Source organism: Blastococcus sp. TML/M2B, assembly GCF_016612865.1.
Lineage (GTDB): Bacteria > Actinomycetota > Actinomycetes > Mycobacteriales > Geodermatophilaceae > Blastococcus.
The window spans coordinates 572,876-587,063 of sequence record NZ_JAENZZ010000001.1 but is presented as its reverse complement, the minus strand read 5'-3'; the positions used below and the strand labels follow the sequence as shown (position 1 = coordinate 587,063).

General features: G+C 74.4%; 16 protein-coding genes and 1 pseudogene. 3 read left to right on the top strand and 14 right to left on the bottom strand.

The window, feature by feature from the left end:
* Positions 1-100: 100 nt before the first annotated feature.
* The 3 genes from JKP75_RS02785 to JKP75_RS02775 form a co-directional block, all read right to left on the bottom strand.
* On the bottom strand, positions 101-472 hold the full coding sequence (locus tag JKP75_RS02785; RefSeq protein ID WP_200489282.1) for a hypothetical protein: 372 nt from the start codon (positions 470-472) through the stop codon (positions 101-103).
* A 75-nt stretch (positions 473-547) separates the two neighbouring features.
* On the bottom strand, positions 548-1,696 hold the full coding sequence (locus JKP75_RS02780) for a DUF885 domain-containing protein (protein ID WP_242472748.1): 1,149 nt from the start codon (positions 1,694-1,696) through the stop codon (positions 548-550).
* 24 nt (positions 1,697-1,720) lie between these two features.
* Positions 1,721-2,500 (bottom strand): isoprenyl transferase, encoded by a 780-nt coding sequence (locus JKP75_RS02775; protein ID WP_200489284.1) that lies wholly within the window; start codon positions 2,498-2,500, stop codon positions 1,721-1,723.
* Positions 2,501-2,615: 115 nt separating this feature from the next.
* Here JKP75_RS02775 and JKP75_RS02770 point away from each other — a divergent pair, with 115 nt between their 5' ends.
* Positions 2,616-3,431 carry a hemolysin III family protein gene (locus JKP75_RS02770; protein ID WP_200489285.1) on the top strand — a complete coding sequence of 272 codons (816 nt, stop codon included), beginning with the start codon at positions 2,616-2,618 and terminating at the stop codon, positions 3,429-3,431.
* 7 nt (positions 3,432-3,438) lie between these two features.
* On the opposite strand, the gene JKP75_RS02765 is transcribed toward JKP75_RS02770, so the two are convergent.
* The 7 genes from JKP75_RS02765 to mca form a co-directional block, all read right to left on the bottom strand.
* Positions 3,439-4,485 carry a hypothetical protein gene (locus tag JKP75_RS02765; protein WP_200489286.1) on the bottom strand — a complete coding sequence of 349 codons (1,047 nt, stop codon included), beginning with the start codon at positions 4,483-4,485 and terminating at the stop codon, positions 3,439-3,441.
* A complete protein-coding gene (locus JKP75_RS02760; RefSeq protein ID WP_200489287.1) occupies positions 4,482-4,817 on the bottom strand; it encodes a PadR family transcriptional regulator in 336 nt (111 codons plus the stop codon). The genes JKP75_RS02765 and JKP75_RS02760 overlap by 4 nt, the downstream gene beginning before the upstream one ends.
* 88 nt (positions 4,818-4,905) lie before the next feature.
* Positions 4,906-6,156, bottom strand: a complete 1,251-nt coding sequence (locus tag JKP75_RS02755; RefSeq protein WP_200489288.1) for a geranylgeranyl reductase family protein — start codon at positions 6,154-6,156, stop codon at positions 4,906-4,908.
* A 42-nt stretch (positions 6,157-6,198) separates the two neighbouring features.
* On the bottom strand, positions 6,199-6,864 hold the full coding sequence (locus tag JKP75_RS02750) for a maleylpyruvate isomerase N-terminal domain-containing protein (RefSeq protein ID WP_200489289.1): 666 nt from the start codon (positions 6,862-6,864) through the stop codon (positions 6,199-6,201).
* A 69-nt stretch (positions 6,865-6,933) separates the two neighbouring features.
* Positions 6,934-7,551: a hypothetical protein gene (locus JKP75_RS02745; protein WP_200489290.1), complete on the bottom strand. Its 618-nt coding sequence runs from the start codon at positions 7,549-7,551 to the stop codon at positions 6,934-6,936.
* A 159-nt stretch (positions 7,552-7,710) separates the two neighbouring features.
* The gene (locus tag JKP75_RS02740) at positions 7,711-8,034 is read right to left on the bottom strand and encodes a hypothetical protein (protein ID WP_200489291.1); all 324 of its coding nucleotides are present in this window, start codon (positions 8,032-8,034) and stop codon (positions 7,711-7,713) included.
* Positions 8,031-8,918 carry a mycothiol conjugate amidase Mca gene (gene mca / locus JKP75_RS02735; RefSeq protein WP_200489292.1) on the bottom strand — a complete coding sequence of 296 codons (888 nt, stop codon included), beginning with the start codon at positions 8,916-8,918 and terminating at the stop codon, positions 8,031-8,033. Before mca ends, JKP75_RS02740 begins: the two co-directional genes overlap by 4 nt.
* 244 nt (positions 8,919-9,162) lie before the next feature.
* Here mca and greA point away from each other — a divergent pair, with 244 nt between their 5' ends.
* Both greA and JKP75_RS02725 read left to right on the top strand, forming a co-directional pair.
* Positions 9,163-9,666 carry a transcription elongation factor GreA gene (gene greA / locus JKP75_RS02730; RefSeq protein WP_200489293.1) on the top strand — a complete coding sequence of 168 codons (504 nt, stop codon included), beginning with the start codon at positions 9,163-9,165 and terminating at the stop codon, positions 9,664-9,666.
* Between the two features lie 8 nt (positions 9,667-9,674).
* Complete coding sequence (locus JKP75_RS02725; RefSeq protein WP_200489294.1) at positions 9,675-9,995, top strand: RNHCP domain-containing protein; 321 nt, start codon at positions 9,675-9,677, stop codon at positions 9,993-9,995.
* Between the two features lie 168 nt (positions 9,996-10,163).
* Here JKP75_RS02725 and JKP75_RS22385 read toward each other — a convergent pair whose 3' ends face one another.
* From JKP75_RS22385 to JKP75_RS02710, 4 genes and pseudogenes are all read right to left on the bottom strand, one after another.
* Positions 10,164-10,538, bottom strand: coding sequence for a M3 family metallopeptidase (locus tag JKP75_RS22385; RefSeq protein WP_255523265.1), 375 nt, complete (start codon positions 10,536-10,538; stop codon positions 10,164-10,166).
* 100 nt (positions 10,539-10,638) lie between these two features.
* Positions 10,639-11,658 (bottom strand): annotated as a pseudogene (locus JKP75_RS02720) (M3 family metallopeptidase); the annotation flags it as partial.
* Positions 11,659-12,360: 702 nt separating this feature from the next.
* Positions 12,361-13,167 carry an ABC transporter permease gene (locus tag JKP75_RS02715; RefSeq protein ID WP_200489296.1) on the bottom strand — a complete coding sequence of 269 codons (807 nt, stop codon included), beginning with the start codon at positions 13,165-13,167 and terminating at the stop codon, positions 12,361-12,363.
* Positions 13,164-14,162, bottom strand: a complete 999-nt coding sequence (locus JKP75_RS02710) for an ATP-binding cassette domain-containing protein (protein ID WP_200489297.1) — start codon at positions 14,160-14,162, stop codon at positions 13,164-13,166. Before JKP75_RS02710 ends, JKP75_RS02715 begins: the two co-directional genes overlap by 4 nt.
* Between the last annotated feature and the right edge of the window lie 26 nt (positions 14,163-14,188).

Sequence of the window (14,188 nt, the reverse complement as noted above, 5' to 3'; positions counted from 1 at the left end):
TCCGGGCCGCTCACCGCGGACGCTAGGACCTGCCACCGACAGGAAGGCGGCGCACCACGCCGCGAAACCTGACGTCTTCACCCGACGGAGCACAACCGCCTCAGCCGTCCCAGCGATGCCCCGGCTCCCACGGCGGCCGGACGGCGGGGCGCTCGACGGTGTCGGTGCGGTACCCGGCGGGCGGGTGGGGAGGGTGGCCGTCGTCCCAGTTCCCGTCGCCGTCGTCCCAGGCGTCGTCGTCCCAGTCGTCGTCCCAGTCGTCGTCCCAGCCGTCCTCGTCGTCCGTGACCCCGTTCCGCGCCGCCCGGCGCGGGCGGAGCGCCACCAGCGCCCAGAGCAGCGGGACGGCGAGCACCGGCCACTGCACCGACGGCTCCCCCAGCCGCACCATGCCGACGACCAGGAAGACGGCGAGCCAGCCCGCCGTCCACAGCCCGAGGACCCGGGCCTGCGTGGCGGAGCGGCGGCGCACGGCGCTCAGGCGGCCGCGAGCTCGCCGGCGACGGCGGCCGGCGTCAGCGGCTCGTCGAGCAACCGGAGGAAGCGGTCAGCGGCGGGCTGATCCGCCGGCCGCGCCGTCCAGCCAGCGCGCGAGCAGCCCGAAGCCCTCGACGTACGTGGAGATGTAGGCCCGCCACAGCGGATCGGTGAGGAAGCGGATCTGCTGCCGGGCCCGGTCGCCGGCCACGAGCGACCACCGCTGCAGGTAGGCCGCCACCTCGTCGGCGTCCGCTCCGCGGTCGTGCAGCAGGATCGCGGCGTCCTGGCGCACCCGGTTCAGCGGCGCGGCGGCCGCGGCGATCCGCTCGGCCAGGTGCCCGTCGAAGCGCAGCCCGAGGTCGCCGAGGATCTCCGCCGACCACGGCCCCCACCCGTCGCCGATCGCCGCCTCCACGCCGAGGTCGGCCAGCCCCTCGGCCATGAGGCACTCGGGGGTGTTGACCAGGAACACCGTGTGCTCCACCCGGCCGGCGCGCTCGACCAGTCCGCGCTCCTTGCGGCAGTGCTCGGTGTGGTGCCCGGGGTAGGACTCGTGGGCGACCAGGTGGACGAGCTGGGAGAGCCGGTGCGGCAGGTCGGCGTTGATCGCGACCCGCGACCGGAAGTCGCCCTCGTAGTAGTTGAAGCCCGACCACGGCTTGTCGGTGACCACCTCGTACCGCACGGTCTCCGATTCCGGCAGGCCGTACTGCCCCCGGACGCGGTCGCGCAGGGCGCTGGACAGGGCGTGCACCGCGGCCTCGAGGCGGTCCGGCGGGCACTCCTCCCGGCGGCGGTGGGCCGCGTACCGCTCCGTCAGCGACCCGGTGCCGGGCAGCAGCGCGTCGAGCTCGGCGTGCGCGGCCGCGTAGGTGGCCTCGTCGCCGAGGGTGACGTCGACCTGGAAGTAGCGGGACACCTCCTCGACGAAGGGGACCGGCTCGCCGCTGAGCTTGCGGGCGCTGCACTCCAGGCCGGTCAGCTGGCCGCGCAGGAACGCCGTCCGGTCGGCCGGCAGCTCGGCCGCGTCCAGCTCGCGGAGCAGCTCCCGCGCCCGGTCGCGCAGCTGCTGCGGCGTCGGGGCGGGCTCGTCGCGCACCTGCGCCCGGGTGCGCGGATCACCGGTGAAGGCGTCGACGAAACCGGGCTCGAGTCGGTCGAACCGCAGCCCCAGCCGCACGTACTCGGCGGGCAGGTCGAGGGCTCCGGCGCTCATGCGCAGCAGTCTGGCAGCCCGCGGCTACTCGCCGAAGCGGCGGTGCCGGGCCGAGTAGTCGCGCAGCGCACGCAGGAAGTCCACCCGGCGGAAGTCCGGCCAGTAGACGTCGGTGAAGTGGAACTCGGCGTTCGCCGTCTGCCAGAGCAGGAACCCCGACATCCGCTGCTCGCCGCTGGTCCGGATCACCAGGTCGCAGTCGGGCTGGCCGCGGGTGTAGAGGTGCTCGGCGATGTGCTCGACCTCGAGGGCCTCGACCAGGTCGTCCAGCGACGTGCCGCGGGCCGCGTGCTCGGCCAGCAGCGAGCGCACCGCGTCGGCGATCTCCCGCCGCCCGCCGTAGCCGACGGCGAGGTTCACCACGGCGCCCGGCCGGTCCCGGGTGTCCTCCTCCGCCTGCTTGAGGACGGCGACGGTCTCCGGCGGCAGCACCTCCGAGGCGCCCATCGAGTTGATCCGCCACCGGCGGCCCGGGCCGGCGAGATCCGCGGCGACGTCCTCGATGATCCGCAGCAGCGCGCTGAGCTCCGGCTCGGGGCGGCGCAGGTTGTCGGTGGAGAGCATGAACAGCGTGACCACCTGCACGCCGGCGTCGTCGCACCAGCCCAGCAGGTCCACGATCTTGCTGGCGCCGCGGCGGTGCCCGTGGGCGACGTCCTCCAGGCCGATCGAGCGGGCCCAGCGCCGGTTGCCGTCCATGATCACGCCGACGTGCCGCGGGAGCTCCGCGCCGACGAGGGCACGGGCCAGCCGGTACTCGTAGACACGGGTCAGCGCGTCCCGGACGCTGCGCCGCACACCCACGACCGCTCACCCTAGGCCCCGGCCGGCGTCCCCGTGGGGGCGGCACGGCTCCCCTGGCAGCAAGCTCACATGCGGTGCGGATGACGCCGGACCTACGGCTCCGTAACCTCGGCCCATGACCACCCCGTCACCCCCCGATCGCGAACCCGTCCGGGTGGAGGCCGACAGCGCCGAGCTCGAGGCGCCGCGCGGCCAGGCGGTCGCCGCCGTCCTCGAGGAGGGTGCGCAGGTCGAGCGCGCGTGGACCGCCGAGGACTTCGCCGACCCGGACTGGAACCACCCCGACACCCGGCCCCGGATGCGCGGCTGGCTGCACCTTTTCTCGTTCTTCGGCGCGATCGTCGCGGGCGCGGTGCTGATCCCGCTGGCCTACGTCGAGAGCGCCCGCGCCGGCCTCTCGGTCACCCTCTACTGCCTCGCCATCTGCGGGCTGTTCGGCGTCAGCGCCCTGTACCACCGCCGCCGCTGGTCACCGCGCGGCTGGCGGATCATGAAGCGGCTCGACCACTCGATGATCTTCCTGTTCATCGCCGGCACCTACACGCCGTTCGCGCTGCTCGCCGTCGACCAGGTGACCGGGTTCTGGGTGCTGGCCGTGGTGTGGATCGGGGCGCTCTGCGGCGTGACGCTGAAGATGACCTGGCCGACCGCGCCGCGCTGGGTGGGGGTGCCGCTCTACATCGCCCTGGGCTGGGTCGCGGTGTTCGTCCTGACCGACATCCTGCACTTCGCGGGCGTCGCCTCGCTGGTGCTGCTGGCGGTCGGCGGGGTGCTCTACACCCTCGGCGGCATCGCCTACGGCGTGAAGAAGCCCAACCCCTGGCCGGGGACGTTCGGCTACCACGAGGTGTTCCACGCGATGACCGTCGTCGCCGCGATCTGCCACTACATCGCCGTCTACTTCGCGATGTACAACTCGCCGCTGACCTGAGCCAGGGCTAGGGCGTCGGCTCCGCCGGGGGCGCAGGCACCGGCTGCACAGGCGTGGGCACCACCGGCTCCGGCTCCACGGGGGCGGGGTCCACGGGGGCCGGCTCCACGGGTGCGGGGTCCACGGGTGCGGGACCCTGCTCGACCCAGGTCTCGCGGCCGAACTCGTCCCAGGTCAGCACCCGCTGCCGCTGCGGGAAGGCGTTGGCCGGCGCGGGCGGGTCGGCGTCGATGCGCTGCACCTCGTCGCCGTCCTCGGTGTACTCCGCCAGGTTGTCGATCGGCCGGCCGTCCTGGTCGTAGAGCAGCACGCCCTCGAGCGGCTCGCCGGTCGACGAGTACGGGTGGATGTTGGTGATCGGCGTGCCGTCCTCGTGCGCCAGCTCCGCGTCTCCGGGCTCGGGCCCGGGGTAGGAGGCCATGGCCGGCTCCGGCTGGCCGCCCGCGCCGAAGACCGCCACCAGCGCGAGCAGCGCCAGGGCCGCGTTCCCGGCCACCGCGAGCCGGGCCCGGCCCAGGGAGGGGTCCTCCCGCACGCGCAGGCCGCGCCGCACCGACCACGTGACGGCGGCGCCCGTCAGCAGCAGACCGATCAGCGGGCTGGTGCCGAACGTCGGCACCGGGAACGACGTGCTGCCGAGCAGCAGCGCGTCGAGGGCCACCAGGGCCGCCCAGGCGCGCACCACCCACCAGGCGGGCCGCAGTTCGGGCAGGAACTCCTGCACCGCGAGCCAGGGCCGGGAGCGCTGCGCCCGGGCGAGGCCGGCGGTCAGCTCGGCGTGCCAGGGGGTGCGCGCCGGCCCGGCCGGGGCACCGGCCGCGGGCGGCTCACCCAGACCGGCGGAGCGGCGCAGCTCGGCCGCGTACCCGGACGCGGGTCCGAGCCGGTCGGCCAGCGGTTCGCCACCCTCGGCGGCGACCTCGACGAGGTGCTCCTCCAGGTCCTCCAGCAGCTCGGCCACGCGCGCGGCCGGCAGGTCCGCCAGCGCGGCGCGCACCTGGCGGGCGTAGGCACGCACCTCGACGTCGGGCCCGGCGTGCGGGTCGGCGGTCATGCCGCCACCTCCTTCCGGGCGGCCAGCAGGGCCGCCATCGTGTCGGCGAACCCCGACCAGGTCTTCGCCGCGGCGTCCAGCTCGGCGCGGCCCGAGGCGTTCAGGCCGTAGTACTTGCGGTGCGGCCCCTCGACGGAGGGGACGACGTAGGACGTGAGGTGCCCGGCGGCGAACAGCCGGCGCAGCGTCCCGTACACGGAGGCGTCCGCGACGTCGTCCAGCCCGGCGGCGCGCAGCCGCCGGACGACGTCGTAGCCGTAGCCGTCCTCGTCGTCGAGGACGGCGAGGACGGCGAGGTCCAGCACGCCCTTGAGCAGCTGTGTCGTGTCCACCTATACCTCCGGTCCGGTGGCACGGACGGTACTGCGCACTGCGCACTAGTGGGCGCACCGGGGCCCGCCCCGGCGTGGCGCAGGGGGATCAGCTGAACGGCGGCCGGTCGTCCAGCCGCACCGACAGCCGGCCCGCGGCCCGCCACAGGCGCGCGGTGAGGTCGCGGTCGGCGTCGGTGACGAGGTTGCCCATGACCCGCAGCGCGACGGTCATCAGCGGGCGCGACCGCATGCCCACCGGCCCGGCTGCGGGCAGGAAGCGCGGGATGGTGAGCAGCCCGGCCAGCCGCCGCGCGATGGAGAAGGCCTCGCCGTAGTGCCGGCGCAGCGTCTCGGGCCACGCCGCCGACCAGTCGGGCTCGTCGAGCAGCTCCACGACCGTCCGGCCGGTCTCCAGGCCGTAGTCGATGCCCTCGCCGTTGAGCGGGTTCACGCAGCCCGCGGCGTCGCCGACCAGCGCCCAGTTGCGCCCGGCCACGCCCGAGACCGCTCCGCCCATCGGCAGGAGCGCCGAGGCCGGGAGCCGGACGTCGCCGTCGATGCCCCACTCCTCCCGGCGGGCGTCGGTGTAGCTCTCCAGCAGGGCCTTGAGCTGCACCCCGGCGGGCCGACGCGAGGTGGCCAGGGTGCCGACGCCGATGTTGACCTCGCCCGCCTCCGCGCCGAGCGGGAACACCCACCCGTAGCCCGACAGCAGCTCGCCCTCGACCCCGCGCAGCTCGAGGTGGGAGGAGATCCACTCGTCGTCGCTGCGGGACGAGCGCACGTAGCCGCGCGCGGCCACGCCGTAGGCGGTGTCCCGGTGCCACTCGCGGCCGAGCACCCGGCCCAGCGGGGAGCGCACCCCGTCGGCGACGACGAGCCTCCGGCACGCCACCGTGCTGCGCGTCCCGTCGGCCAGCTCGAACACGACGCCGCGGACCTCCTCGCCGTCGCGCTCGACGTCGACCGCTCGGGCGCCGTCCACCGCCGTGACGCCGTCGTCCAGGGCCACCTGCCGGATCCGCGCGTCGAGCTCGGTGCGCGGGACGGCGCTGCCGTGGTCGGGCAGGTCGCCGCCGGGCCAGGGCAGCTGCCACTCGCGGCCGAAGCCGGCGGCCCGCAGCCCGCGGTTGCGCGCCCTGCCGCGCGCCCAGTCGCCGAGATCGAGCCGGTCCAGCTCGGCGACCGCGCGCGGGGTCAGGCCGTCGCCGCAGGTCTTGTCGCGCGGGAAGACGGCAGCATCGGCGAGGACGACCTCGCGTCCCGCGCGGGCGGCCCAGGCAGCGGCGGCGGAGCCGGCCGGGCCCGCTCCCACCACGAGGACGTCGGTCGCGGCGGGGACGGGACTGGCGAGCACGTCGCCCAGTGTCCCTGGTCGGCCGACCGACGCCGCACGCGCTCAGCCGAACAGGGGGAACGCACCCGCCCGCACTCCGAGCTCCGCCCGGTCCTCGTCGGTCAGCGGCTCACGCCCCGTGCCGCGGCGGGCGGCGGTGACGTCGTCCCACCGCGACGGGAGCGACCCGTCCAGCAGCCCTTCGAGGACGCGGCGGACCTCGGCCAGCGGGCCGGGTCCCGGCCCCGGCCGGTCCAGGTGGGCGACCAGGTCGAGGTGGTGCACGGCCGCCTCCACCACGAGCGTGGCCAGCAGGTCCTCGACCTCCATCACCCAGCCCTGGGTGCGGACCAGCTCTCCCGCGGGCACCCGCCCGGCCGCCACCAGCACCGCCGCGGCGACCTCGGCGTAGTCCTCGACCAGGTCGGGGAAGTCCACGGCGGTGCTCGCGACCGCCCGGGTCCGGCGCAGCGCCTCGTCGTCGCCGGGCTCCGGCGGCGACCAGGCGCCCCAGTAGGTGACCGCGTCGCGGTCGGCGGGCCCGGGCGCGGGGGTGGCCAGGCCGACCAGCGCCCGCCGCGCGTCCCCGAGGAGGTGGAAGGCGAGGTCGTGCACGGCCCACCCGCGGCAGCCGGTGGGTGCCCACGCCTCGCCGTCCGCGGCCAGGTCGTGCAGCAGCCCGGCGAGATCCGCGTACGCGGTGCGCAGCAGGTCCAGACGGTCGGTCATCCGCGCAGCCTCGCAGACCTCCCCGCCTGCGGCGCCTCGCCCATCACCCCGCCTGCGGCCTCGCGTCCATCACCCCGCCTGAGGCCCCCGCGCCCGGACCTCCTCGACCGAGGCCATGGCCGCCCGCAGCTCGGCCAGCCACTCCTCGGCGTTGCTGCCGACCAGGCGGACCGCCCAGACCAGCGCCTCCGAGCGGGACCGGGCGACGCCGGCGTCCACGAGGGTGTCGAGGACGAGCCGCTCGGGCTGGCGCAGCCGGGTCATCACCGGAACCGAGAGGGTGGTGAAGACCTCACGGGTGCCGCCGCAGGCGGCGCCCCACGCCACGGAGCGGCCGTACCGCTCCTGCGCTGCGTCGGCGATCGCCATCCGCTCGCGGCGGGTGTCCTCGCGGAAGCGGGCGATCCGGCCGGCCTGCGCGGCGGCGGGGTCCCCCTCACCCGCGGCGGGCTCGGGCAGCGTGCCGATGACGGCGATCTCGTCCCGGTCGATGACCAGCTCGACCGGCCCGGTGAACCAGGCATCGGGCAGCCGGCCGGCGAACCAGCCGGCCACCTCGGCGCGCTCCACCGGGGGTGCGTCCTGCCCACGGCCACCCTGCCCACGGCCACCCGGCCCGCGGCCGCGTCCGCGGCGGAAGGCGGCGGCGAGGTCCGGGCCGACATCGGCGAATCGGGATGCGTGCATGGCGGCCTCCTCGGCAGCGGTGATTACACGCTTACGCGCGTAGGCCGATCAGCCGGGGAGGGCAGCCCCCTCGTTCCGCCTGCGGCGAACGGCGCCGGGGCCCCTGCTGTGGTACCGGGGCCGCTCCCGCCGGCGCGACGTCACCCTGACCGGCCCGCATCAGCCCTGGGCCGAGGGGTTCTCCGGCCGGGTGTCGCCGTCGCGCGGCGGCTCGATCGCCAGCGGCGCCCGGCGCAGCGTGTCCAGCAGCTCCTGACCCGGCTCGTCGCGTGCATCGAGGCCGGAGAGGTCGTCGGGGACGAGCACCTCGTCCTCCGGGTCGAAGCTGCGCGGCAGCTTCTTGAGGTGCCCGGACATCGACTTCACCAGCAGCGCCGTGGCGATCAGGAGCACGACGATCAGCAGCAGCCCGAGCGGGCCGGCCTTGCCGACGTCCTCGGGCAGCTGGTCGGCGGCCAGGACGGTCTGGACGGCGGTGCTCATCGGACTCCCACCTCGCTGCGCAGGCCGGCGAACAGGTCGTCCTCCGGCGAGGGTGCGTCGACCAGGGACCGGGCCAGCTCGTAGTCCTCGGTCGGCCAGATCTGCTGCTGGGTCTCGATCGGGCAGGCGAACCAGCGGCCCAGCGGGTCGATCTGGGTGGCGTGCGCGATGAGCGCGGCGTCGCGGACGGCGAAGTACTCCCCGCACGGCACCCGGGTCGTGACCCGGTGCGACATGTCGCGGGCCGGGTCCCAGTTCGCCAGCCACTCCGTGTACGGCGACTCCGCCCCCGTGGCGAGGATCGCCTCGTGCAGCGCCTTCGTCCGGGGCAGCGTGAAGCTCATGTGGTAGTAGAGCTTGCTCGGCTGCCAGGGCTCGCCGAGCTCCGGGTACCGGTCCGGATCGCCGGCCGCCTCGAAGGCGTGCATCGAGATCTCGTGCGTCTTGATGTGGTCGGGGTGCGGGTAGCCGCCGCGCTCGTCGTAGGTGGTGACGACCTGCGGCTTGAACCGGCGGATCAGCGCCACGAGCGGCGCGGCGGCCTCCTCGACCGGCACGAGCGCGAAGCAGCCCTCCGGCAGCGGGGGCAGCGGGTCGCCCTCGGGCAGGCCGGAGTCGACGAAGCCGAGGAACTCCTGCTCGATGCCGAGGATGTCGCGGGCCTTGGCCATCTCCTCGGCGCGGATCTGCGGCAGCCGCTCCCACACCTCGGGACGGTCCATCGCCGGGTTGAGCACGGAGCCGCGCTCGCCACCGGTGCAGGTGGCGACCATGACGCGCACCCCCTCGGCGACGTACTTGGCCATGGTGGCGGCGCCCTTGCTCGACTCGTCGTCCGGATGGGCGTGGACGGCGAGCAGGCGCAGCTGGTCGGGTCGGGTCACCGGTGCATCATCCCCCGTCCCGGCGGAATGCCGGTGGGTGCTCCCGGCGCGCGGTCCGAGACCGCGCTGGTCGGTCCCCCGGACGGGGGAGATGTGCTCTCGGTCACGCCCGATCCGGTAGCGTTCCGCATCTCCGGGGGCCGCCCCGGATCCGTGCATGCGGCCCGAGCCCGGTGTTAGCTTGGCCGTTCGTCCACCGGCCGTCCCCGCACGGGGGCGGCCTCCCGATTCTCAGGAGTCCGTCGTGTCCACCCCCACTGACGAGCAGGACCAGGGCGTCTGGCTGACGCAGGACGCCTACGACCGCCTCAAGGCCGAGCTCGACCAGCTGGTGGCGAACCGTCCGGCCATGGCCGCCGAGATCAACGCGCGCCGCGAAGAGGGCGACCTCAAGGAGAACGGCGGCTACCACGCCGCCAAGGACGAGCAGGGCAAGCAGGAGGGCCGCATCCGGCAGCTCACCGACCTGCTGCGCAAGGCACGTGTCGGCGAGCCGCCCTCGACGGCGACGAACGCCGCCCTCGGCACCGTCATCACCATCCGCTTCGCCGGCGACGACGACACCGAGAAGTTCCTGCTCGGCTCGCGCGAGATCGCCGGCACCACCGACCTGACCGTCTACTCCCCTGAGTCGGCGCTGGGTGCGGCGATCATGGGTGCCGCGCCGGGCGCGACGGTGACCTACCAGGCGCCCAACGGCCGCGACATGACCGTCGAGGTCGTCGGCGTCGAGCCCTTCGTCCCCTGACCCGCACCGTGACCCGCTCGCGTCGGGCAGAGAACACCGGCTTCGCGTGCGTGCACTGCGCGATCCCGGTGCCCGCCAACACCGACGGGCACTACCGCAACCACTGCCCGTACTGCCTGTGGTCGCTGCACGTCGACGAACTGCCCGGCGACCGCGCCAGCGAGTGCCGGCAGCCGATGGAGCCGATCGGGCTGGTCGAGAAGTCGGGCAAGGGCTGGCAGGTGGTCCACCGCTGCACGACGTGCGGCCACCGCCAGCCCAACCGGCTGGTCCGCGAGGGCTCGGCGCCCGACGACCTGGACCTGGTGCTCGCGCTCCCCTGGCTGTGACACCGCGCTCGTGACACCGCGCTCGTGACACCGCGCTTCTCCGGACCGCACCGCGGCCACGACCCGTCCCCGGGCGACCGTCCTCCCTCAGCGCAGCGCGTCCTCCCTCACCGCACACCACGAGGGAGGACGCGCGACGATCAGGTCACCTGATCCCAGCGCGGGGAGTCAGCGCAGCCCGCGGCGCTCGAGCAGCGGGGTCGGGTCGGCGTCGCGGCCGCGGACGGCGCGGAAGGCGTCCATCGGGTCGATCGAGCCGCCTACGGCCAGCAGCTTCTCGCGGAACGCGTCCCCGTTCGCGCGGGTCAGCCCACCGTTCTCCTTGAACCACTCCACGGTGTCGGCGTCGAGGACCTCCGACCAGATGTAGGAGTAGTAGCCGGCCGAGTAGCCCCCGGCGAAGACGTGGTTGAAGTACGTCGTCCGGTAGCGCGGCGGCACGAGATCGGAGGCGACGCCGGCCTGCTCCAGCGCGGCCCGCTCGAACGCGACCGGGTCGTCGATCTCGGCGTCGGGCGCGACGCGGTGCCACGCCTGGTCCAGCAGCGTGGCGGCCAGGTACTCCAGCGTCGCGAAGCCCTGCGCCCCACAGGCGGGCCGCCTCGACGGCCTCCACCGCCGAGGCGGGGATCGGCTCCCCGGTCTCGACGTGGCGGGCGTAGTGCGCGAGCACCTCGGGCCAGGTCGCCCACATCTCGTTGACCTGGCTGGGGAACTCGACGAAGTCGCGCGGGACGCTGGTGCCCGCGAACCGCGGGTAGGTCACCGCGGAGCTCAACCCGTGCAGCGCGTGCCCGAACTCGTGGAACAGCGTGTCCACCTCGTCCAGCGTGAGCAGCGCCGGTGTGCCCTCCGGCGGGCGGGACACGTTGAGGTTGTTCACCACGACCGGTGAGGTGCCGAGCAGCCGGGACTGGGTGACGAAGGAGTTCATCCACGCGCCGCCGCGCTTGCCCTCGCGGGCGAAGTAGTCGCCCAGGTAGAGCCCGACCGCGCTCCCGTCGGCGTCGGTGACCTCCCACACCCGGACGTCCGGGTGGTAGCCGGGCAGGTCGGGGCGCGGGGTGAAGCGGAAGCCGTAGAGCAGCCCGGCGGCGTGGAAGACACCGTCGACCAGCACGCGGTCCAGCTCGAAGTAGGGCCGCAGCGCACCGGTGTCGACGGCGTAGCGCTCGGCACGCACCTGCTCGCTGTAGAACGCCCAGTCCCACGGGGCGAGCTCCACGCCGTCGCGGGCGGCGACCTCGGTGAGCACCGCGGCCTCCGCCTCGGCGTTGGCCACCGACGCCGGCACCATCGAGGCGAGCATCGCGTCCACCGCCTCGGTGGTGCGGGCGGTCTGGTCGGCGAGCACGAGGTCGGCGTGGGTGTCGAAGCCGAGCAACCGGGCGCGCTCGGCCCGCAGCAGCGCGATGCGGACCGCGACCGGACCGTTGTCGTGCTCGCCCGAGGAGGCACGGCCCACCGACGCCTCGTGCACCCGGCGGCGCAGCTCCCGGTCGCGCAGCTTGGCCAGCAGCGGCTGGCGGGTCGGCAGGAGCAGCGGCAACAGCCAGCCCTCCAGGTCGCGGTCGGCCGCGGCGGTGCGGGCCGCGGCCACCTCCTCGCCGCTGAGCCCGGCCAGCTCCTCGACGTCGGTCACGTGCACCGCCGCCGCCTCCATGGCCAGCTGCACGTTCTGGCCGAAGGTGGTCGTCAGGCCGGAGAGCTCCTGGTTCAGCTCGGTCAGGCGGGCCCGGCCCGCCTCGTCCAGCTGCGCGCCGGAGAGCCGGAAGTCCAGGTGGTAGCGCTCCACCAAGCGGACCTGCTCCGCGTCCAGCCCCAGCTCGTGCCGCGCCTCGTGCACCGCGTCGATGCGCGCGAAGAGCGCCGGGTCCAGCCGCAGGGCGTCCGAGTGGGCCGCCGACAGCGGCGCGATCTCCCGCTCGATCTCCCGCAGCCGCGGCGAGGACACCGACGAGGTCAGGTTGCCGAACACGCTCCAGGCCCGGACGAGCAACCGGCCCGAGCGCTCCATCGCCGCGACGGTGTTCTCGAAGCCCGGCGGCTCCTCGGACCCGACGATCGCCGCCACCTCGGCCCAGCTGCTCGGCCATCCCGGCCAGCAGCGCCTCCCGGCAGTGCTCGGGGGTGATCTCGCCGAACGACGGCAGCCCGAAGGGCAGCGGCGAGGGGCGGAACAGCGGGTTGTCGGCGGTCACCGGGGCAGCGTCTGCGGCGTTCATCGGGAGCACTACATCGCGATCCCCCGCATCCCACCCGCTCCGGGAGCGACCACCCGGTCGATCATCGTCATCCGGTCGCCCGCCACGCCGGAGAGGCCGACCGGATGACGATGATCAACAACTGGGGAGGAGTGCGGACCTCAGCGCGCGGCGGTCCGGCGGTAGACGCGCACCGACAGCGGCACGAACACCGCGAGGATCACGGCGGTCCACAGCAGCGTGTAGAGCACCGGGTTCTGCAGCGGCCAGGCGTCGGGCACCGGCGCCCCAGGGACGGTGTTGCCGAACAGCTCGCGCGCCCCCTGCACGACCGTGGACACCGGGTTCCACTCCGCGAAGGTCCGGAGCACCGACGGGAAGGACTCCAGCGGCACGAACGCGTTCGACGCGAACGTCAGCGGGAAGATGACCATGAAGCTGGCGTTGTTCACGACCTCCGGCGTGCGGACCAGCAGCCCGACCAGCGCCATCAGCCAGCTGATCGCGTACGCGAAGACCAGCAGCAGGAGGAACCCGCCGAGCGCCTCGACGACCGAGGAGTTGATCCGCCAGCCGACGGCGAGGCCGGTCAGCGCCATGACGGTGATCGAGATGACGTTCAGCCCGGCGTCCGCGACCGTCCGCCCGATGAGCACCGCCGCACGGGACATCGGCAGCGACCGGAACCGGTCGATGAGCCCTTTCTGCAGGTCCTCGGCGATCGAGGCACCGGTGACCGTGGACCCGAAGACGACGGTCTGGGCGAAGATCCCCGGCAGCAGGAACTCGGCGTAGTTGATGCCCGGGGGCAGGTTGATCGCGCCGCCGAAGACGTACCGGAACAGCAGCACGAACATGATCGGCGACAGGGTCGCGAAGACGATCAGGTCGGGCACCCGCTTGACCTTGATCAGGTTGCGCTTGGTGATGACGGCGCTGTCGGACAGCGTCGCGGCGAGGCTGCTCATCGGACTCCTCCGGTGACGGCCGGCTCGGCCGGCTGCTCGTGGTCGGTGCCGACCTCTTCGGCCGCGTGCCCGGTCAGGGCCAGGAAGACGTCGTCGAGGTCGGGCCGGCGCAGGCCGATGTCGAAGATCTGCGCGGTCGCGCCGTCGAGCCGGCGCAGCGCCTCGGCCAGCACGTCGGCGCCGCCGCTGACCGGCATCGAGAAGCGCCGGCTCGCGACGTCGACGTTCGGCTCGTCGACGCCGAGCGGGCGCAGCGCCTCGACCATCCCGGGCAGCGCCGCGGCGTCGGTGACGGTGAACTCGAGCCGCTCCCCGCCCACCTGGGCCTTCAGCTCGTCGGCGGTGCCGCGGGCGATGACCTGGCCGCGGTCGATGACGACCATGCGGTCGGCCAGCCGGTCGGCCTCCTCCAGGTACTGGGTGGTGAGCAGGATCGTGGTGCCGCCGTCGGCCAGCTCGGCGATGAACTCCCACATCGCCAACCGGCTGCGCGGGTCGAGCCCCGTGGTCGGCTCGTCCAGGAACAGCACCCGGGGCCGGTTGATCAGCGACGCGGCGATGTCCAGCCGCCGCCGCATGCCCCCGGAGTAGGTCTTCGCCGGGCGGTTGGCGGCGTCCACGAGGTCGAAGCGCTCCAGCAGCTCGCCCGCCCGCGTGCGCGCCTCCGCCTTGGGCAGGCGGTAGAGCCGGCCCACCATCTCCAGGTTCTCGAACCCGGTCAGGTACTCGTCCACCGCGGCGTACTGGCCGGTGAGCCCGATCGCGGCGCGGACGGCGTCGGCGTCACGGACCACGTCGAGCCCGGCCACCTCCGCCCGGCCCTCGTCGGCCGCCAGCAGCGTGGTCAGGATCCGCACCACGGTGGTCTTGCCGGCACCGTTCGGGCCGAGCAGCCCGAGCACGGACCCCTCGGCGACGGTCAGGTCGACCCCGTCGAGCGCGGTGGTGGCACCGAAGCGCTTGACGAGGCCCTCGACAACGATCGCGTCGTTCATGCCGGCCACGCTAGGGCCGGGTACCG